The 20,268-nt window shown below is 62.9% G+C and carries 13 protein-coding genes and 1 pseudogene; 3 read left to right on the forward strand and 11 right to left on the reverse strand.

Annotated features, from left to right (window positions below):
• The first annotated feature begins 169 nt into the window (after positions 1–169).
• On the forward strand, positions 170–361 hold the full coding sequence (locus tag QRN48_RS10575; RefSeq protein ID WP_191944779.1) for a hypothetical protein: 192 nt from the start codon (positions 170–172) through the stop codon (positions 359–361).
• The gene (locus QRN48_RS10580; protein WP_037013705.1) at positions 358–609 is read left to right on the forward strand and encodes a hypothetical protein; all 252 of its coding nucleotides are present in this window, start codon (positions 358–360) and stop codon (positions 607–609) included. Before QRN48_RS10575 ends, QRN48_RS10580 begins: the two co-directional genes overlap by 4 nt.
• Here QRN48_RS10580 and QRN48_RS10585 read toward each other — a convergent pair.
• The 11 genes and pseudogenes from QRN48_RS10585 to QRN48_RS10635 all read right to left on the reverse strand — a co-directional run bounded on the left by QRN48_RS10585 (position 606) and on the right by QRN48_RS10635 (position 14,304).
• Complete coding sequence (locus tag QRN48_RS10585) at positions 606–1,235, reverse strand: glutathione S-transferase (RefSeq protein WP_285350484.1); 630 nt, start codon at positions 1,233–1,235, stop codon at positions 606–608. The two genes, QRN48_RS10580 and QRN48_RS10585, sit on opposite strands and share 4 nt — an antisense overlap.
• A gap of 2 nt (positions 1,236–1,237) precedes the next feature.
• Entirely contained in the window at positions 1,238–1,747 is a 510-nt protein-coding gene (locus tag QRN48_RS10590; RefSeq protein ID WP_037013702.1) for a peptidylprolyl isomerase, read from the reverse strand.
• A 101-nt stretch (positions 1,748–1,848) separates the two neighbouring features.
• On the reverse strand, positions 1,849–5,496 hold the full coding sequence (locus QRN48_RS10595) for an AAA family ATPase (RefSeq protein ID WP_285350486.1): 3,648 nt from the start codon (positions 5,494–5,496) through the stop codon (positions 1,849–1,851).
• Entirely contained in the window at positions 5,493–6,734 is a 1,242-nt protein-coding gene (locus tag QRN48_RS10600) for an exonuclease SbcCD subunit D (protein WP_285350487.1), read from the reverse strand. The genes QRN48_RS10595 and QRN48_RS10600 overlap by 4 nt, the downstream gene beginning before the upstream one ends.
• Positions 6,735–6,876: 142 nt before the next feature.
• Complete coding sequence (locus tag QRN48_RS10605) at positions 6,877–8,559, reverse strand: BatD family protein (protein ID WP_285350488.1); 1,683 nt, start codon at positions 8,557–8,559, stop codon at positions 6,877–6,879.
• A 379-nt stretch (positions 8,560–8,938) separates the two neighbouring features.
• Positions 8,939–10,301 (reverse strand): annotated as a pseudogene (locus tag QRN48_RS10610) (vWA domain-containing protein); the annotation flags it as partial.
• Complete coding sequence (locus tag QRN48_RS10615) at positions 10,298–11,365, reverse strand: vWA domain-containing protein (RefSeq protein WP_285350491.1); 1,068 nt, start codon at positions 11,363–11,365, stop codon at positions 10,298–10,300. The gene QRN48_RS10615 and the pseudogene QRN48_RS10610, both read right to left, overlap by 4 nt.
• Entirely contained in the window at positions 11,358–11,849 is a 492-nt protein-coding gene (locus tag QRN48_RS10620) for a DUF4381 domain-containing protein (protein WP_285350492.1), read from the reverse strand. Before QRN48_RS10620 ends, QRN48_RS10615 begins: the two co-directional genes overlap by 8 nt.
• Positions 11,846–12,790 carry a DUF58 domain-containing protein gene (locus QRN48_RS10625; RefSeq protein ID WP_037013689.1) on the reverse strand — a complete coding sequence of 315 codons (945 nt, stop codon included), beginning with the start codon at positions 12,788–12,790 and terminating at the stop codon, positions 11,846–11,848. The genes QRN48_RS10620 and QRN48_RS10625 overlap by 4 nt, the downstream gene beginning before the upstream one ends.
• 4 nt (positions 12,791–12,794) lie before the next feature.
• A complete protein-coding gene (locus tag QRN48_RS10630; protein ID WP_037013687.1) occupies positions 12,795–13,754 on the reverse strand; it encodes an AAA family ATPase in 960 nt (319 codons plus the stop codon).
• 187 nt (positions 13,755–13,941) lie between these two features.
• Positions 13,942–14,304, reverse strand: a complete 363-nt coding sequence (locus tag QRN48_RS10635) for a hypothetical protein (RefSeq protein ID WP_285350493.1) — start codon at positions 14,302–14,304, stop codon at positions 13,942–13,944.
• A gap of 1,074 nt (positions 14,305–15,378) precedes the next feature.
• On the opposite strand from QRN48_RS10635, the gene QRN48_RS10640 reads away from it, so the two are divergent.
• The gene (locus QRN48_RS10640) at positions 15,379–20,235 is read left to right on the forward strand and encodes an NAD-glutamate dehydrogenase (RefSeq protein ID WP_285350494.1); all 4,857 of its coding nucleotides are present in this window, start codon (positions 15,379–15,381) and stop codon (positions 20,233–20,235) included.
• Positions 20,236–20,268: the final 33 nt, after the last annotated feature.

Below are 20,268 nucleotides of genomic sequence, written 5' to 3' on the forward strand. Positions count from 1 at the left end.
GCGTCGGCTCCCATCTGTAGGAGCCGGCTTGCGAGCGAACCTATTGGCCCGATTGAATACTTAAATAATTAACCACATCGATCTTTTGAATTGCCAGCCATCGTTTTTTAATACTCATCGCTTCACGCATTCTGGGCGCCTGAAATAAACATGTCCCGGAGCTGCATCCATGGCCACTGCCATTCTTGATTCAATCAAACACGGCGCTTACACCGCCATCGCGCTGTATGTCGTATTCATCGCAGTGGTGACCGTTGTCAGCATGAACCCACAACTTAACTCACCGTCGACTGTGTCAGCGCAAACGGCATCCGTTGAAATCAGTCGTGCGGCTGTTCAGTCCCAGGGGCGTGCATCGTGAAAGGCGCGAACTTCTGGGTAATCGTGTTCTTCGCAGTGATCAACAATGGCTGCTCATTGCTTGGCCATGGCGAAGGCTCAGTGGGCGGCGTGGCGCGGAGTATGGAGTTCAAGACCGAGGTCGCCGAGGCGGTGGAGATGCAGCGTTCGCAGAAGCTCAACGCGGGTAATCCGCCTCCCAGGCACGGCGAGATGATTTCGTCGATCTTTCAGTGGGACGTCGTGGAGGGATGGAGCGACCGCGTTTAGCGCTTGGCCATTGCGGCAACGAACAGCTCGGATTCGAGAAAGCGGCCCAACCAGCGTTGCAGGTGAGGGTAGGGGCTTTGCCAGAACCAGTCTGCGTCCACCGAGCAGAATTGCCGAATGAAGGGCGCGATGGCGATATCGGCGTGGGTCAGTCGGTCGGCGATCAGAAAGGCTCGTGACGCCAGCAGGTCATCGAGACGACGCAGGAAGTGCTCACCCTGAGATCGGTAGGCTTCCGGGGGGTGTTCGGGGTAACGCACCGAGTATTTATAGCGATCCAGATCACGCTTGAAGCGGCTGTCGTTTTCTTCGATCAGCTCGGCAATGAGTCGCTGCGCTTCGTCATTTCCGGTCATGGACCAGTCATCCGGGTCGTGTTGTGCCAAGGCCCAACGCATGATGTCCAGGCTCTGCTCCAGCACGTTTTCTTGCAGCACCAGAACCGGCACGGTGCCTTTCGGCGAGCGTTCCAGCATCTCTGGCGGTTTGGCCTTGAGGCTGACTTCGACGGTATTGACCGTTACGCCGCAATACCCCAGCGCCATGCGCGCACGCATGGCGTAGGGGCACCGGCGGAACGAGTAGAGCGTCGGCGTCTTCGATGTGGCGTGAGGCGCCGACGTCATGCTCAGGCCTCGGTCAGCTCGCCGCAGTCGGCGATGACGACTTTCTTGCTGGTGCGACCGGACTGCGAGCCCAGCGCTTCGATGGCCTTGACCACGTCCATGCCTTCAATGACTTTACCGAAGACGACGTGTTTGCCGTCCAGCCACTCGGTCACGATGGTGGTGATGAAGAACTGGCTGCCGTTGGTGTTCGGGCCAGCGTTGGCCATCGACAAATCACCCGGGGCGGTGTGCTTGAGGGTGAAGTTTTCGTCTTCGAACTTGTTGCCGTAGATCGACTTGCCGCCGGTGCCGTTGTGGTTGGTGAAATCGCCACCTTGCAGCATGAAGTTCTGAATGACGCGGTGGAACGAGGAGCCTTTGTAGCTCAGGCCGTCGCCTTTCTCACCGGTGCACAGGGCGCGGAAGTTCTCGGCGGTTTTCGGCACGACGTCGTTGTGCAGTTCCATCACGATGCGGCCCATTGGCTCGTCGTTGGCGGTGATGTCGAAAAATACTTTGGAGTTTGCCACGTGGTTTTACCTTCTATCGAGTTTGGCGCGACTGTCGCGCAAGGGGTATAGGGTTGCACAGAAACGCCATTGGGCGTGTCCGTGCGTCGTGAAAAAAAGCTTCAGCCGCCGCTGACCTCGACTGTGCTCAGGCCATTGCCCTGGCGCCGAACCTGAATCTGCACGGGAATTCGCTCGTGCATTTCCTGCACGTGGGAAATCACCCCGACCTTACGGCCCTGCGCCTGCAGCCCGTCAAGGGCGTCCATGGCCAGTTGCAGTGACTCGGGATCCAGGCTGCCAAAGCCCTCGTCGATGAACAGCGATTCGATCTTCAGCGTGCTGGACGCCATGGACGCCAGGCCCAGCGCCAGCGCCAGGGACACCAGGAAGGTTTCACCGCCCGAAAGCGAGTGGACCGAGCGCAGTTCGTCGCCCATTTCGGTGTCCATTACCAGTAAGCCGAGCATGCTGCCGCCGCGCTTGAGGCGATAGCGCCGCACCAGTTGCTTGAGTTGCGCGTTGGCGTGGTGCACCAGCAGATCCAGATTGTAGGCCTGGGCGATCTTGCGGAAGGTGTCGCCGGTGGCGGAGCCAATCAGCGCATTGAGCCGGCCCCAGCGCTGATACTCGGCCTGCGCCCCGGCGATGCGTGATTGCAGTTCGCTGCTGGCATCGCGTCGGCGGTTGTCTTCGCTCACTTGCGCGCGCAGGTCCGCGCACAGCTGGTCCTGAACCCCCGACTGCGCCTGCACGTCGGTCAAGGTGGCGAGCAACTGCTCGGCATCGACGCCATCACTGTGATGCGCCTGATGTTGCTGCAATTGCGCGGCGCGCTCGTCCACCAGCACCCTGGCTTGTTCCAGCGCTTTTTCGCTGCTCTGCAGCTGCTGGCGCAAGCCGCTGACATGCTCGTCGCTGAGGCCCAGTAAGGTGTCCAGTGCGGCATCGTCCAGCTCGCTGTGGCTGGCGCGCCACTCCGCGATCTGCCGTTCGAGCTCCGTCAGTTCCTGTTGCAAAGCCTGCAGCCGCTGCTGTTCACCGTCGAGCTCTGCGGTCAGCTTGATCAATTCGCCCCGTGCGATCTGCAATCCGTCTGCGTTGGCCGCCAGGGCCTGGCGCGCGTGCTCCACGGCTTGCTCAAGCGCTTGCTGCCAATGCTCCGGCGAGCGGTATTCGCCTAACACCTGTGCCAGTCGCTGCTGCGCCGTCTGTTGCAGCTCGCGACGGCTGTCCACGTGCGCCTGCAGCTTCTGATGCTCAGCTTGCCGCGCCTGCTGGGCTGTCTGCTCACGCTCCAGTTTCAGCGCGCGCTCGGCGTGCTCCTGCTGCTCGGTCTTCTGCTGGTCGAGCTGCTCGACGCGCGCGGCGATGTCGTTGTCCAGCTGCATGAAACTCTGCGTCGCCGAGTCGCGCCATTGGGTCAGGCTCTCGGCAGGCAGCAGCGGCTCGAACTCTTGCAACGCCGCCTCGAACGCCTGATTGTCCAGCGCGATGTTGCGCTGTTGATCGTCCAGCCCTTTCATCGCCTGCTGACTGGCTTCGCGCGCGTCCAGCACCTGTTGCTGCAGTGACTCGGCGTCGCGCTGCACTTTCAGCAAACGGGCCTGGCGCTGCTCGGCGGTGAGGATGTCCTGCGCCAGTTGGTGCAGACGTTCGCTCAGCCAGTCCCCCCGCAGGTGCTCGGGCTGTTCAAGCAGGCGCGGGTACAGCGGGTGTGCCTCCAGCTCAGGGGCGAGGGTTTGCAGCTGTTCGGCCAGCTGATCGTGTTGCGGCTTGGCCTGCTTGAGCTGGTTGTTCAGTTCGGCGACTTCCGCGCGCAGCTCGGCGAGCTTCTCACTGAGCTGCCCGACGGCTTGCCGCGCGCGCGCTTCTTCGCCGTCGTCGTGGCCCGACAGCGCTTCAAGCAGCGCCTCGGACTGGTGATACGGATGTTCTTCGCTGCCACACACCGGACACGGTTGCTGATCGATCAATTGCCCGCGCAGCTCTTCGACGCTGGCACTGCGCGCAAGCCGCTGACGCTGCAGCAGTTCGACGGTGACCTTCAGCGCTTGCTCGGCGGTCTCTTGCTCGGCCTTGAGTTTCAGGCCCTGGGCGATGCGCGCGGCACGACGCTCGGTGGCCTCTTGCTGGCGCGTTTGAAGGTCGAGCAGGCGGTTGGCGACCTCCTGATGACGCTGCCACAGGCGTTCAAGGGTGTCGCTGGCACCGTGCTGCTGACGATTGTCCTGCAGCAACTGCCCCAGCCGTTCCACTTCCTGACTGACCGCATCTGCCTTGACTTCGGCGGTGTCATAAAGCGCCTGCAAAGCGCTGCGGCGTTCGCTGAGCGTCTGCTCGGCAAGGGTGGCGTTTTTCTCCAGCTGCGGAAGCTCGGCGCGCCCCTGGATCAGTCGCGCGCTGAGCTGCACGGTCTGTTGAAGGCGCGGGCGGTAGGCGTTCCATGACTGACTCAGGGTGCTCAGCGCTGCGCTGTGCTCCAGTTGTTCGGCAATGACCTGCAGGCGTGCTTCAAGCTGCCGTTGCTGCTCGGCGAGTTGATCAAGCGTTGCCTGCCCCTCGCGACTGGCATTGGCCGCAGCCTGCGCCTGTTCGTCGAGTTGCTGCAGTTCCTGATTCAGGTGAGCGAGGCGGGTCTGCTGCTCGAACGCTTCACTCAAGCCAAGTCGTGCCTGGCCAAGCTGTTCCTGCGCCTGCTGGAAGGCGAGCTCGGCGTGAGCTTTTTGGCTGTCCAGCTCTGCAATTCGGGCATCGAGTGCGGTCTTATGCACGTGGTGAGCTTGTATGGCCGCCGTCAGCGGTTGGACCTGCGCTTGAAGCCTGGCCCGCTGGGCAAACAGATGCCGCTGTGGCGCCAGCCGCTCCAGCAGGCCCAGTCGTTGGCGGTCCGCGCTGTGTGCGTCCCAGGTTTGCTGTGCGCTGGTCAGTTGTTCGTTGGCGGCCTGATGGCTGTCTCGCAACCGGCTCAGCTCCTTGAACCATTGCTGCTTGAGCTCCAGTTCGCGCAGCTGTGCCTGAACCTGCTTGAGCTGCTGTTGAGCTTCGGCGAAGCGCTGTTCCAGTTCGGCGCGCTGTTCAGTCTCCATGGGTGTCAGCGTGCCGGCCTGGGCCTGAAGGGTTTTCAGTGCTTCTTCGGCTTCCTTGCTTTTGCTGTAGGCGCGACGACCCAGCTGGCTATAGATCGCCGTGTCGGTGAGCTTTTCCAGCAGTTCGCTGCGTTCTTTGTCGTCGGCCTTGAGGAAGGCGCTGAACTCACTCTGCGCCAGCATCACGGCGCGGGTGAACTGCTCGAAGTTCAGGCCCAGCCGCGCTTCGAGCAGGGTTTTGTACTCGGTCTTGTTCTGCGTGCTGAGGATCTGCTCGCTGTCCAGATCGATCAGCGTCTGGCGGCTCGCCTGGAGCTTTTTCGTGGCGTTGTCGCGGGCGCGGTTGGCTTCCCAGCGTGCGCGGTAACGGCGCTTGTCAATGCCGACGAAGTCCACCTCGGCGTAACCGCTGCCGGTGCCGCGACGCAGCAGGTTGCGCGGGTCGTTGGTGCTGATGTCGCCATCGATCTCCGGCACACGAGACTGGCCGATGTTGTTTAGTCGGGGAATCGCGCCGAACAGCGCCAGGCACAGGGCATCCAGCAACGTGCTCTTACCCGCGCCGGTGGGGCCGGTAATGGCAAACAGGCCAGCGCTGGCAAGGGGTTCGGCGGTGAAATCCAGCTCGAACGGGCCGGCCAGCGAAGCCAGGTTTTTCAGGCGGATGGCGAGGATTTTCATGGTTGCTCGCTCTCCAGCTGCACGTCTTGAAGAAGGGTGGCGAAATCCTGGAGGGTCTGTTCGTCGACCTCGCTGCCGTAGCTGTCCTGCCAGGCGCGGCTGAACAGCTCCTGTGGGCTCAGTTGGTCGAGTTCGATCAGGTCCTGCCGGGCGTCTTCATCGCGACCGCCCTTGCCAGCGTATTCGGCTGCGATGCGCACCAGCCGCACGGCCTTGTTTTCCAGCGCAGCCTCGATCTGGTTGCGCAGGTCGGGTTGCGGCTCGTCAAGGCGTACGCGGACTTCGAGCCACGGCTGACGGTCGACGTCCGCCAGGAGGTCGATGTCCGGAAGGTCAAGCAGTTGCAACAAGAGCTCGGCCAGCGGCGCCGGGCCTATGCGTTGCAGGTTCACCGCGCGCGGGATCAGCAGCGGTTTGACGCTGACGAGCTTGTCGCCTTCGCATTCGATTTCGAGGATCTGGTGCTGGTAGCCGATTTCCGAAAAGGACAGCGGAATGGGCGACCCGCTGTAGCGAATCCGGTCCTCGCCGTTGACGCGCTGCGGCTTGTGCAGATGCCCCAGAGCGACGTAGGTGATGCTTTCACCAAACAGACTGGCGGGCAGGGCTTCGGCGTTTCCGATGATCAGGCTGCGTTCGGAGTCTTCCGACACCGAGCCGCCGGCCATGTGCGCGTGGCTGATGGCGATCAGTGCCTGGCCTTTCTTGCGCCGTTGATTCGCCGCAGCGATGAGCATCTCGTGGACCTGACCAATGCCGCGCAGGTAGTTGTCGCCCAGGGCGGCACCCGTCACTTCGGCCGGGCGCAGAAAGGGCAGCGCCAGGCACCAGCCCAGCACTTTGCCCTTGGCGTTGGTCAGTGGCAGCAGCAAGCGATCAACGTCCAGCACGCCATCGTCGAGCCAGAGCACGCGGCCCAGCGCGTGGGTGCGCAGGCGTCGCATCAGCGGCGCGGGCAACTCGATGCGCGAGCCGGAGTCGTGGTTGCCGGCGATCATCACGATGGTCACCTGGGGGTTCTGCTCGTGGGCGCTGACGATGAAGTCGTAAAGGCGCTCCTGGGATTTGACCGGCGGATTGACCGTGTCGAAGATGTCGCCGGCAATCAGCAGGACATCCGGCTTGCGTTCGGCCAGGCGGGCCAGCAGCCAGTTGAGGAAACCGGCATGTTCGAAATCTCGCTCCTGACCGTGAAGGTTCTGGCCAAGATGCCAGTCGGATGTGTGGAACAGACGCATGGGGGTACCTTGGTTTAACGATCAACACATCCTGTGGAAACGCGCTTGCCCGCGATGGCGGTGGGTCTGTGCCAGGTTCGCGACCCGACACCCTGTTCATGGGCAAGCGCGCTCCGACGGTGGGACGCGCTGATCGGTGAAATTATTTCGGATACAGCGGCGGCAAGCTGTCGCCTCCGCCCGGGTCCTGGGTTTTTTCGATGGCGGGCAGCGCTTTGACAGCGCGCCAGAGGTCTTCACCCAGCCACAGTTTTTCGGTCTCGCTATAAAGCGCCCCGTTCAGCCCGTCCAGTGCATTGGACAGCGGCACGAAGCGTGCGGCCATGTCGGGAAGGGTTTCGGGCTGCTGACGCGCCCAGGCATCGAGTGCCTGGCGGGTGGCATGCGGGTCGTTGGCCAGACTCGCGCGTTTCAGGTCGTCGAGCACTGTACGCGGACTTGGGCCTGTTTGCGCGACCCGCGCCAGGGCCGGCTGCCAGCGCCCACGCCACCACAGGCCAAAGCCCAGCAGCGTGGTAAAGCTCAGCAGCACCGTGCTGAGCTGCCAGGGCCAGACCGGCGGGCCGATCACGGTGACGTTGTTGTCGCTTACCGGCGTGTCCACCGCAAGTGCGGGGTTGATGCTCACTTGCAATGTGCGGGCGGGCAGGGCGCTGTGCTCCAGATGATCTTCCTGCGTGTTCCACCAGACCAGATCCACCGCCGGAATGTCGATGGCACCGGGACGATTGGGCACCAGGGCCTCGCGCTCCTCGCGCACGCCGGTCAAGCCTCGCTCACCGGGCTGATTGCTCAACTGCGGCTGGTCCGGGTAGCGCCGCAACGCGCTGACGTCGGTGGCCGGAAGCGGCGGTAACTGCGCGCTCGAAAGGCCTTCGGCCTTGAGTTGCAAGGTGCGGGTGAGGGAATCACCGACCTGGCTATGGGCCGGCTCCGGGCTCCAGCTTTCGCTGAGGCTGACGCTGCGCGCGGGCAGCCACGGCACGTCAGTGGGGTAGTGCGCCGGTTGCGGCCTGACGTTAAGCGTCAACGGCAGCGACGTGACGTGCATCAATCGACCGGGTTTCGGCCCGCTTGCAACCGCTCCCGGCCCCATGGCCGCCGCTGCTGTCGCATCGGTGGTGTCCTGAACCAGCGTCGCGCTGAACGCTTGCGCCGGTATGGTCAGGTCGCCGCTGTGCTGCGGGTACAGCGCGTAGCGCATCTCGATGACGCCGTGGCGAATGCCGTTGATCTGCTTCTCGTAGGTGCGCGTGTCGCCGAGCTTTTCAACGCGCGCATCCGGCACTTGCAGCGGTGTCAGGCTACTGTCGTCGAACAGCGACACCGAGTGATAGATTCGCACGGTCAGCAGTGCCTGGGCCTGAACGTACACACTGTCCTGGTCCAGGCTCGCCTCCATGAATACCGGGTCGAGTTTTTGCGCCTGGCCCTGCGCCGCCGGACCGACATCGACCACCTGCAGCACAATCGGCTGGCTGGTCATTTCCCCCAGCTTCAGCGGCGGGATTTCAATCGATCCGCTGTGGCGCGGCATCAACGTAATCAGCCAGCGCGTGGTGGCGTGGACATTGCCTTCCAGCGTGGTGAGGCTGTTGAGCTGACGCGTGTCGCGCACTTCGAAGTCAGCGTCGAGCCCGCTCATGTCGGGCCTGCCGAAGACCGTGGCGTCGTCGGTTTCAAGGGTCAGTTCGACGGTCTCGCCGGTGTTGACGCGCGTGCGGTCGACGCTTGAAAGCAGCGTCGAGCCAGCGCTGTCGGCCTGGGCCAGCCCTGCGCACAGGCATAACATCCCTGCGATCAACCACCTGTGCAGACGACTCATCGGGTCTTTTCCTGATGCTGCTGTTGTTCGTACCAGAATTTGCGCCGCAGCAGTTCGCCGGGTTCGTCGGGAATCTGCCTCAGCCACTGTTCAAGCGCCTGTTTCTGTTCGCCATCAACCTGCCCTTCGGCGGGCCTGCCAGCGGCGCGGGCCGGACCGTCGGCGTCGCCACCCGCACCGGAAGCCTCCTGGTCGGCAGCATTTTGCTCAGCCTCCGGCGGGCGGTTTTCATCCGGGTCGCGCGGTGCTGACGACGCGCTCGACGATGAATCCCCGGCACTGCCCTGGCGCGCGTTATTGCCGTTCTCGTCGGTCTCGGTCTCGGTCTCGGCCTTGGTCTCGATTTCCGACGGGTTCGCCGTTTTGTTCAGCTCCAGCACTTGTTCCACCAATGCCTTGTTGGCCAACGCTGCCGGGAAGTCCGGCTGACGATCCAGCGCCTGTGCGTAAGCGTCGATGGCGCCTTCGAGCTCACCGCTGCGGGCCAGCGCATTGCCGCGATTGTAATGGTCGACGGCGCTGCTGCCTTGGGCAAAGCGCTGGGCGGCGCCTGCATAATCTCCCGCCTGGTAGAGCGCAACGCCTTGCCAGCGCGGGTCCTGGAAATGCCGCGCGGCTTCTGCCGGGTGATGACGTTTCAGGAGGCGCTCACCCTGTTGGTCCGGCCGGCGCCACAGGTCCTGGAAATCAAAGGCATAGCTGGCTTGAGGCACGGTCATCAACAACAAGGGCAGGCACAACAGCCAGCCGCGTCTTCCGGCACAGCCGGCCAGCAGCAACAGCGGCAGCAGCAGCCAATAACCCTGATCGGCCCAGCGGTCGAGCCGCACTTTCTGGCCCTCACTGATGAGACTTTTCGGGCCGTCGAGCAGCCCGAGGTCGTTCAAATCCTGATTGTCCAGGCGCAGGGCGGTGTAGCGGCCGGCCATGCTGTCGGCGAAGTCTTTCAGTACCGGCCCGTCAAGACGCGGTACCAGAATGCCGCCCTGAGCGTCTTTCAGAAAGCCGCCTTTCTCCTGGGTGACCGGTGCGCCTTCCGCAGTGCCGACACCCAGCATCAGTAACGCAGGCGCGTCGCGGCCGGTCATGGCCGCGCGGATACCCTGACGCTCGGCCTCGCTGAGGGATGAACCAATCCACAGCAAACGCCCCTGACCGAGGTCGCCCTGTTCAAGCAGGTCAAGCGCCTTGCGCACGGCCAAGTCAGCGCGCTGACCGGCCTCGGGCATGATCGACGGCCTGATTGCATCAAGCAGATTTTTGCTGGTCGCCAGATCGTCGGACAGTGGCACCAGCGTATGGGCGCTGCCGGCGTAGACGATGATCGCGGTCTGTGAGTCGCTGCGCGCTTGCAGCAGGTCGAGAAGCTTGCGACGCGCCTGCTCCAGTCGCGTGGGCGGGCTGTCGGCCGCGAGCATTTCCGGGGTCAGCTCAAGCATGACCACCAGCGGGTCGACCGGCCGTTGGCTGTTTTGCTCGACCCGCTGCCAGCTGGGACCCAGCAAGGCCAACACCGCCAATAACCAGCCAATCCCCAGCACGATCCATGGCAGCTTGCTTTCCCGGCCGCCACCGCCACTGAGCAGCGCCGAGTGGAAAGCGCTGGGCAAAATCATCTGCCAACGGCCCACGCGCTTCTGCCGGTTCCACAATCGCCACAACAGCCAGCCGAGCAGCGGCAGCAGCAGTAGCCAGCCGGGGCGCAGCCAGTGAGGCCAGAGACTGGCGAGAAATTCCGTCATGGGCGCCTCAGCAGGCGCTGCACGCGTTGACGCCAGCGCGCGACCTGCGCAAACACCGGGGCGAAGGCAAACAAGCGATACAGCGCGTTGTTCGGCCAGCGTTCCTGGATCACCAGCAAAAGGCTCAGCAGCAGCGCCATTGCCAGCGGCCAGTGATACAGCGAGTGGGCAGGGCGCGCCTGGGTCGGTTGTTGCGCGACAGGCTCCAGCCGGTCCAGCGCCTTGCCTATACCGGCCAGTTCGACGCCGTTGCGCGCCCGGAAGTACTGCCCGCCGCTGACAGCGGCGATTTCCCGCAGGGCCGGCTCGTCCAGGTCGAGGCTCGGGTTGAGGCCCAGAATGCTGGTCGCCCCCTTGTCAGGATCGGCACCGATACCAATCGGGTAGATCTTCACGCCCTCGCTGGCCGCCAGACGTGCAGCGGTTCTCGGGTCGATCTGGCCCGCGTTGTTGGCGCCATCAGTGACCAGGATCAGAACGCGACTCTGGGCCGGGCGTTGGCGCAGGCGTTTCAGGGCCAGGCCGATTGCATCGCCGATGGCGGTGTTCTTGCCGGCGATGCCGATCCGCGCTTCGTCCAGCCAGACGCGTACGGTTTTGCGGTCGAAGGTCAGCGGCGCCTGCAGATAGGCCTGGCTGCCGAACAGAATCAGGCCGATGCGATCGCCCTGGCGGTGCTCAAGAAAATCCCCCAGCAGCGTCTTTACCAGCGCCAGGCGGCTGACCTCGTCGTTTTTCCACATCATGTCCGGGTAATCCATCGAACCCGATACGTCCACGGCGACCAACAGGTCGCGGCCACTGGCAGCCACCGGCAAAGGCTCCCCCAGCCATTGCGGGCGGGCGGCGGCCATCAGCAGCAGGAGCCAGATAGCAATAAACGGAAGCTGCCGTCGCCAGCCCGGCAGATGTGTTCGCGCACGGCGGCCGGCGAGACCTTCCAGCTCCTGAAGAAAGCTGACCTTCAAAGCAGCTTCGCCACTGTCTGCGGGGGGCAGCAACAGGCGCATCACCCACGGCAGCGGCAGCAGGAGGAAAAGCCACGGCCAGGCGAACTCAAACATGCTTGCGAATCCAGGTCTCGACCGACTGAGTCAGGCCGTTGATGGCCTTGTCGTCCAGCTTGCACTCAGGCTTGTAGGCGCCTTCGACGAGAATCATCCAGCGCGTCAGGCCGGCCGCCGGGCAGCGGTTATCGAGAAAGGCCAGCCATTTGCGTCCGTTGAGCGTGTGGCTCTGGCTGTAGGGGTAATGATTGCGGCACAAGCGCTTGAGCAGACCGTTGATCTGCTGCAGCCAGGCACCGGCTGGCGCACCGTCGTAAGGTTTGGGCATCTGCGCGAGTTCGACCAGGGCGGCCTGGCGCAGCGGATCCAGCGCTTCAACGGTCTCGCGCGGGGCTTTTTTCGGCAGCAGCGTGCGTGCGCGCCACACGCCGTAGGCCAGTGCCGGCAGCAAAATCAGCAGCAACCACCATCCGGGTGCAGGCGGCCAGACGCTTATCGGCTCCGGCAGAATCAGCGGCTGCAACTGGTCCAGAGCACTCATGGCTGTTTCACCGGACGTTGACCGTTGAGGTATTCGCGCAGTTGCTCGACCATTTCGCGCTGGGTGCTCAGTGGCATCATCAGCACCCGCAGCTTCTGCGCGAGCAGTTCCCAGCGCGCCTGACGCGCTTCGCCCTGGGCACGGTAGCTTTGGCGCAAATCGGCATTAAGGGTGTCGAGTTCCAGGTGTGCGCCCCGGTCGGCAAAGCGCAACAGGCCGGCGGCCGGCAACGCATGATCCAGCGGATCGGACAGCGGCAACAGCAGCAGGTCGCAGTGGCGCGACAGCAAGGCCAACTGCTGCTCGGCGGAATCGGTCAGCGCGCGCTCGTCGCAAAGGATGATCGCCAGGCTGCCCGGGCGCATGACCTCACGCGCGCGGCGCAACGCTACCCCGAACGTGTCGCGGTCGGCAGCGGCCTCGGTGTGCAGCGATTGATTGACCCGCACCAGCCGGTTCAGCAGCTGCAGCAGGCTTTGCTTGCTGCGTCGGGGTTTGATTTCGTAATGCTCGTTGTCACCAAACACCAGCCCGCCGACGCGATCGTTGTGCCCCAGCGCGGCCCATCCCACCAGCGCCGCGGCCTGCGCGGCGAGCACCGATTTGAACATCAGCCCGGAGCCGAAAAACAAACGCCGGCTCTGTTCGACCATGATGAAGATCGGCCGCTCGCGTTCTTCATGGAACAGTTTGGTGTGGGGCTCCTGCGTGCGAGCGGTGACGCGCCAGTCGATGGTCCTGACGTCGTCGCCCGCCTGGTACACCCTGACCTGATCGAAGTCGACGCCGCGCCCGCGCAGTTTGGAGTGGTGCAGACCAATCAGCGGGCTGCGCTGGCTGGGGGTCGAAAACAACTGCACTTCACGCACGCGATGCCGCATCTCGATCAGCTCGGCAAGGCTGATGCGGATGCCCGGTTGGGAGATCAGGTAGGGTTGCATGGGGTCAGGCGACGGCCACGACGTCGAGGATGCGCTGGATCACACGGTCCTGGTCGATGCCAGCCGCCTCTGCTTCGAACGACAGGATGATGCGGTGGCGCAGGACGTCGAAGACCATCGCCTGGATGTCTTCGGGACTCACGAAGTCGCGTCCTGCCAGCCAGGCATGGGCGCGGGCGCAGCGGTCGAGTGAAATCGAACCCCGCGGGCTGGCGCCATAGCCGATCCACTCGGCCAGTTCGGCGTCGAACTTGGCCGGCGTACGGGTCGCCATCACCAGCTGCACAAGGTATTCCTCCACCGCATCGGCCATGTACAGGCCGAGAATTTCCTTGCGTGCAGCGAAGATAGCCTGCTGGCTGACCCGGCGCTCCGGCTTGGTTTCGCCGTTGAGTGCTTCACCACGGGCCTGCTGGAGAATCTTGCGTTCGACGGTTGCGTCAGGAAAGCCGATCTTGACGTGCATGAGGAAGCGGTCGAGCTGAGCTTCTGGCAACGGGTAGGTGCCTTCCTGCTCGATAGGGTTTTGTGTCGCCATCACCAGAAACAGCGGCGACAGGTCGTAAGTGCTGCGCCCGACGCTGACCTGGCGCTCGGCCATGGCTTCCAGCAGCGCCGATTGCACCTTGGCCGGCGCGCGATTGATCTCGTCCGCCAGCACCAGATTATGGAAGATGGGGCCTTGCTGGAACACGAAGCTGCCGGTTTCGGGGCGGTAGATTTCGGTACCGGTGATGTCGGCGGGCAGCAGGTCGGGGGTGAACTGGATGCGGTGAAACTGGGCTTCGATGCCTTCGGCCAGCTCTTTGATCGCCTTGGTCTTGGCCAGGCCGGGTGCGCCTTCGACCAGCATGTGGCCGTCGGCCAACAGCGCGATCAGCAGGCGCTCAACCAGTTTCTCCTGCCCGAGGATCTGGGTGGAGAGAAAGGTTCGCAGCGCGATCAACGCTTCACGATGTTCCATCGATGACAGTTCCTGGCAGGAGAGGCAGCAGCGCCAGGTGGCGCCGAAGCTGGGGGCGTTACTTTAATCCATCGCAAGGGCGCCGACTAATCGGCCGGTGGCTTTTTTCGGCTTTTCAGCCAGGGACTGGGCAAAAACAAGAACTGTCTTACATTTGTGTCACTGGGCGCCCGTAGTTGACAGGCTCTCAGTTGATCTGGCTGACGTAGGTGCCGACGTCCTTGAGGATGATTCGCAACGTGGCGTCCAGCTCGGCCAGTTCGTTGGCGGGCGTGCTGTGGGTGATGTCGTAGGCCGTGTCGCCGCCCAGGGGTTTGGCATCGCTGGCGTCGATTTCCACCAACAGCCGAGTGGCGCTGAGCGTGACGGTGATGTTGTCTTCGACGTGGATAGTGTCGTCACGAAAGGTAATATCGACCTCATCCTCGTCGGGAAAGCGCGCGAGCAAAAACAAATCACCCGTGCTGCTGCCATGACAGCATGCCAGCGCCATGTCGTCTTCTTCTTCGTCGCATGGGTTGTAGATGAAGCTGTCGGTGGTCATGTGCATGGCGGCAAGTTCTCTGTCGTGGTTCAGGGCAGCTGGGATTTTGCCAGTCCTGCACGAGATTTGCTGAAGATTGCGTTTGTTCGCCGGCCAGATTACCGAGTGGCGCCTGACCCGACGCGTTCGCCAGCAAGCCGGCTCCTACGATTTTGAGTGTGTCCGCACCGGCCACTTCCCGGCTAAAGCCGGTCCCACTAAGAGCAACGCGTACACCCTGTGGTACCGGCTTCAGGTGACGCGGAGCGTCACAGGATGCATACCCACGCGGAGCGTGGGGACGATCAAGCGCAGAGTTGAGGGCGACTGGGCCGGCCTCTTCCCGGCTAAAGCCAGTCCCACTAACAGCAGCGCGTGCAGTCAGTGACATTGGCGCTGACTGTAGGACCGGCTTCAGCCGGGAAGCTGTTGATCTGCTTCAAGAGCGCTTTTGATCTGCTTTTGATTTTCGTACGCAAAACGTCCAGGCACCGCCAAACGCGACTTTGGTGCAGGCTGAACGGAGGCCTCGTAGAGTGGGTCGAGCCGCATGGATGCGGCGAGAGCTGCCCCCCGCCATGGATGGCGGATGGCAGCGGGCCCACGGCGCGAGGCCGGAGTGAAGGAACCCCGACGAAGGAGGGGCCCAACCGAGAGCAGGCACTTTTGGTTACTTTTAGTTGGTCCGGCTCCCGGCTTTTTAAAAGTAACTCGCCGAAGGCGAAACCCGAGGCCGTTAGGCCGAAGCTCTTGATCTTCACGACACAGGCCCAGCGAAACACCTCGCCTGCAACCCGATGTCCGAATATGTCGCAGCATCGCAAGCAGATTCAGCCCCCCTGTCGTTAAGCTGCGCAGCAAGTGCACAAAAGCGCGGCGGAGCCTGCCTGGGCAGAAACCGCACCGACGTACACCCAAGCCGAACAAATGTGACGGCACACACACCAAAAGCGTTAGTAATTCACGCAGTGCGAATCGCATTGCCCACTGTCACGTTATGCTGACTATCATCGACCAGACGCAAACGTGACAAACGCACCAGCTCCACCCGACACACGCATCTCTCCTATATAAAAGCTCAAGCCAAGCGGAGTACCACAGATGGCGTTCTTCACCGCAGCCAGCAAGTCCGACTTCCAGCACCAACTGCGAGCGGCACTGGCTCAGCACATCAGTGAACAGGCACTGCCACAAGTGGCGCTGTTCGCCGATCAATTCTTCGGCATCATTTCCCTCGACGAACTTACCCAGCGCAGACTGTCCGACCTGGCCGGCTGCACCCTCTCGGCCTGGCGCCTGCTCGAACGCTTCGAGCACGGCACGCCGCAGGTGCGGGTCTACAACCCCGATTACGAGCGCCACGGCTGGCAGTCCACGCACACCGCCGTTGAAGTTCTGCACCACGACCTGCCGTTCCTGGTGGACTCGGTGCGTACCGAGCTCAACCGTCGCGGTTACAGCATCCACACGCTGCAGACCACCGTGCTGAGCGTGCGCCGTGACGCGAAAGGCCAACTGCTCGAACTGCTGCCAAAAGGCACCAGCGGCGACGACGTGCTGCAAGAATCGTTGATGTACCTGGAGATCGACCGCTGCGCCAACGCCGCGGAGCTGAATGTGCTGGCCCGTGAACTTGAGCAAGTGCTGGGCGAAGTGCGCGTCGCGGTAGAAGACTTCGAGCCGATGAAGGCCAAGCTGCACGAACTTCTGGCGGGCATCGACGCCACCGAATACAACGTCGACCCCGAAGAGAAATCCGAGGTCAAGGTGTTCCTCGAGTGGCTGGTCAACAACCACTTCACCTTCCTCGGTTATGAAGAATTCACGGTCAGCAGCGAAGACGAAGGCGGGCAGCTCAGCTATGACCCGTCGTCCTTCCTGGGCCTGACCAAGCTGCTGCGCGCAGGACTTACCGCCGAAGACCTGCACATCGAAGGCTATGCGGTGAACTACCTGCAGGAGCCGACCCTGCTGTCCTTCGCCAAAGCCGCGCACCCGAGCCGTGTTCACCGCCCGGCGTACCCGGACTACGTGTCGATCCGCCAGATCGACGCCGACGGCAAGGTCATCAAGGAATCGCGGTTCATGGGCCTGTACACCTCGTCGGTGTATGGCGAGAGCGTGCGCGCCATTCCTTACATCCGCCGCAAGGTTGCCGAAGTCGAGCGCCGGTCCGGGTTTGACGCCAAGGCGCACCTGGGCAAGGAACTGGCGCAGGTGGTCGAAGTGCTGCCGCGCGATGACCTGTTCCAGACCCCGGTGGACGAGCTGTTCACCACCGTGATGTCGATCGTGCAGATTCAGGAGCGCAACAAGATCCGCGTGTTCCTGCGCAAAGACCCGTACGGCCGCTTCTGCTACTGCCTGGCGTACGTGCCGCGCGACGTTTACTCCACCGAAGTCCGTCAAAAAATCCAGCAAGTGCTGATGGAGCGCCTGAAGGCCAGTGACTGCGAGTTCTGGACCTTCTTCTCCGAGTCGGTGCTGGCGCGCGTGCAGTTGATCCTGCGCGTGGACCCGAAAGTCACCCTCGACATCGACCCGCAGCAACTGGAAAACGAAGTGATCCAGGCGTGCCGGTCGTGGAAAGACGACTACGCCAGCCTGGTGATCGAGAGCTTCGGCGAGGCGCAGGGCACCAACGTCCTGGCCGACTTCCCGAAAGGCTTCCCGGCCGGCTACCGCGAGCGTTTCGCGGCGCACTCAGCCGTTGTGGACATGCAGCATGTGCTGAGCCTGTCGGAAGCCAACCCGCTGGTGATGAGCTTCTACCAGCCGCTGTCAGGCGACAAGGCGCAGCTGCATTGCAAGCTGTACCACGCCGACACCCCGCTGGCGCTGTCCGACGTCTTGCCGATTCTGGAAAACCTTGGGCTGCGCGTACTGGGCGAATTCCCCTACCGCCTGCGCCATACCAATGGCCGCGAATTCTGGATTCATGATTTCGCGTTCACCTACGGCGAAGGCCTGAAGCTGGACCTGCAACAACTCAATGACACGCTGCAGGACGCGTTCGTCCACATCGTCCGTGGCGAAGCCGAGAACGATGCTTTCAACCGTCTGGTGCTGACGGCCGGTCTGCCGTGGCGCGACGTGGCGTTGCTGCGGGCCTACGCGCGTTACCTGAAGCAGATCCGCCTGGGCTTCGACCTTGGCTACATCGCCAGCACGTTGAACAACCATGCCGACATCGCTCGTGAGCTGACGCGTCTGTTCAAGACCCGTTTCTACCTGGCGCGCAAATTGAGCGGCGGCGACCTCGATGACATGCAACAGCGTCTCGAACAGGCCATTCTGACCGCGCTCGACGGCGTGCAAGTGCTCAACGAAGACCGCATCCTGCGTCGCTACCTTGACCTGATCAAGGCGACCATGCGCACCAACTTCTACCAGGCCGACGCCAACGGTCAGAGCAAGAGCTATTTCAGCTTCAAGTTCAACCCGCGTCTGATCCCCGAACTGCCGAAGCCGGTACCGAAGTTCGAAATCTTCGTTTACTCGCCACGTGTTGAAGGCGTGCACCTGCGCTTCGGCAACGTGGCCCGCGGCGGCCTGCGCTGGTCCGACCGCGAAGAAGACTTCCGTACCGAAGTCCTCGGGCTGGTCAAAGCCCAGCAGGTGAAGAACTCGGTCATTGTGCCGGTGGGCGCCAAAGGTGGCTTCCTGCCGCGCCGTCTGCCGACCACCGGCACCCGCGACGAGATCCAGGCCGAGGCGATCGCCTGCTACCGCATCTTCATTTCCGGGCTGCTGGACATCACCGACAACCTGAAAGAAGGCGCTCTGGTGCCGCCTGCCAACGTCGTGCGTCACGACGATGATGACCCGTACCTGGTCGTGGCCGCCGACAAGGGCACCGCGACCTTCTCCGACATCGCCAACGGCATTGCCATCGATTACGGCTTCTGGTTGGGTGACGCCTTCGCTTCCGGCGGCTCGGCGGGTTACGACCACAAGAAGATGGGCATCACCGCCAAGGGCGCGTGGGTCGGTGTGCAGCGCCACTTCCGCGAGCGCGGCATCAACGTCCAGCAGGACAGCATCAGCGTGATCGGCGTCGGTGACATGGCCGGCGACGTGTTCGGCAACGGCTTGTTGATGTCCGACAAACTGCAACTGGTGGCGGCGTTCAACCACCTGCACATCTTCATTGATCCAAATCCGGACCCGGCGAGCAGCTTCGCCGAGCGTCAGCGTCTGTTCGACCTGCCGCGTTCGGCCTGGACCGATTACGACACCAGCCTGATGTCCGAAGGCGGCGGCATCTTCCCGCGCAGCGCCAAAAGCATTGCGATCACTGCGCAGATGAAAGCACGCTTCGACATTACCGCTGACAAGCTGACCCCGACCGAACTGATGCACGCGCTGCTCAAGGCGCCTGTGGATCTGCTTTGGAACGGCGGCATCGGCACCTACGTCAAAGCCAGCAGCGAAAGCCATGCCGATGTGGGTGACAAGGCCAACGACGCATTGCGCGTCAACGGCAATCAGCTGCGCTGCAAAGTGGTGGGCGAGGGCGGCAACCTCGGCATGACCCAACTGGGCCGCGTCGAGTTCGGCCTGATGGGCGGCGCGACCAACACCGACTTCATCGACAACGCTGGTGGCGTGGATTGCTCCGACCACGAAGTGAACATCAAGATCCTGTTGAACGAAGTGGTCCAGGCCGGTGACATGACCGAGAAGCAGCGCAACCTGCTGCTCGAAAGCATGACCGATGAAGTGGGCAACCTCGTCCTCGGCAACAACTACAAGCAGACTCAGGCCCTGTCGCTGGCGGAGCGCCGCGCCTACGAGCGCATCGCCGAATACAAGCGCCTGATGAGTGATCTGGAGTCGCGTGGCAAGCTGGACCGTGCCATCGAGTTCCTCCCGGCCGAAGACCAACTGGCCGAGCGCATCGCGGAGAAGAAAGGTCTGACCCGCGCGGAGCTGTCGGTGCTGATTTCCTACAGCAAGATCGACCTCAAGGAAGCGCTGCTGGAATCCCGCGTGCCGGATGACGATTATCTGGCCCGCGACATGGAAACCGCGTTCCCGCCGTCATTGGGTGCGAAGTTCTCGGAGTCGATGCGTCGCCACCGTCTGAAGCGTGAAATCGTCAGCACGCAGATCGCCAACGATCTGGTCAACCACATGGGCATCACCTTCGTGCAGCGGCTCAAAGAGTCGACCGGCATGACGGCAGCCAACGTGGCCGGTGCGTATGTGATCGTGCGCGACATTTTCCACCTGCCGCACTGGTTCCGTCAGATCGAGGCACTGGACTACAAGGTCCCGGCCGAGATTCAGCTGGCGCTGATGGATGAGCTGATGCGCCTGGGCCGCCGCGCGACCCGCTGGTTCCTGCGCAGCCGTCGCAACGAGCTGGACGCGGCGCGCGATGTTGCGCACTTCGGTCCGCACATTGCGGCGCTGGGCCTGAAACTGGACGAGTTGCTGGAAGGCCCGACCCGCGAGGTCTGGCAGACGCGCTACCAAGAGTACGTCGCCGCCGGTGTGCCGGAGTTGCTGGCGCGGATGGTCGCGGGCACCAGTCACTTGTACACGCTGTTGCCGATCATCGAAGCGTCTGATGTCACCGGTCAGAATGCGGCGGATGTGGCGAAGGTGTACTTCGCGGTCGGCAGTTCGCTGGACGTGACCTGGTATCTGCAGCAGATCAGTGCCTTGCCGGTGGAGAACAATTGGCAGGCGCTGGCGCGTGAGGCGTTCCGTGATGATATCGATTGGCAGCAGCGGGCGATTACGGTCTCTGTGTTGCAGATGCCGAACGGTCCTGCGGACATCGAGGAGCGCTTGACGCTGTGGCTGGAGCAGCACGTGCAGATGGTTGAGCGCTGGCGCGCGATGTTGGTTGAGTTGCGCGCGGCGAGTGGCAATGACTATGCGATGTATGCGGTCGCCAACCGTGAGTTGCTGGACCTGGCGATGAGTGGGCAGACGTCGGTGGTTTGATGGTTAGCTTGCTGTAAACAGAGGCCCCGTATC

The sequence above is a fragment of the Pseudomonas sp. ME-P-057 genome, assembly GCF_030208975.1.
GTDB classification, from domain to species: domain Bacteria; phylum Pseudomonadota; class Gammaproteobacteria; order Pseudomonadales; family Pseudomonadaceae; genus Aquipseudomonas; species Aquipseudomonas lutea.

Coding starts and splice junctions, on each gene's coding strand:
- QRN48_RS10575 (WP_191944779.1), top strand. CDS start 170: ATGGCCACTGCCATTCTTGATTCAATCAAACACGGCGCTTACACCGCC.
- QRN48_RS10585 (WP_285350484.1), bottom strand. CDS start 1,235: ATGACGTCGGCGCCTCACGCCACATCGAAGACGCCGACGCTCTACTCG.
- QRN48_RS10595 (WP_285350486.1), bottom strand. CDS start 5,496: ATGAAAATCCTCGCCATCCGCCTGAAAAACCTGGCTTCGCTGGCCGGC.
- QRN48_RS10600 (WP_285350487.1), bottom strand. CDS start 6,734: ATGCGTCTGTTCCACACATCCGACTGGCATCTTGGCCAGAACCTTCAC.
- QRN48_RS10605 (WP_285350488.1), bottom strand. CDS start 8,559: ATGAGTCGTCTGCACAGGTGGTTGATCGCAGGGATGTTATGCCTGTGC.
- QRN48_RS10615 (WP_285350491.1), bottom strand. CDS start 11,365: ATGTTTGAGTTCGCCTGGCCGTGGCTTTTCCTCCTGCTGCCGCTGCCG.
- QRN48_RS10620 (WP_285350492.1), bottom strand. CDS start 11,849: ATGAGTGCTCTGGACCAGTTGCAGCCGCTGATTCTGCCGGAGCCGATA.
- QRN48_RS10625 (WP_037013689.1), bottom strand. CDS start 12,790: ATGCAACCCTACCTGATCTCCCAACCGGGCATCCGCATCAGCCTTGCC.
- QRN48_RS10630 (WP_037013687.1), bottom strand. CDS start 13,754: ATGGAACATCGTGAAGCGTTGATCGCGCTGCGAACCTTTCTCTCCACC.
- QRN48_RS10635 (WP_285350493.1), bottom strand. CDS start 14,304: ATGCACATGACCACCGACAGCTTCATCTACAACCCATGCGACGAAGAA.
- QRN48_RS10640 (WP_285350494.1), top strand. CDS start 15,379: ATGGCGTTCTTCACCGCAGCCAGCAAGTCCGACTTCCAGCACCAACTG.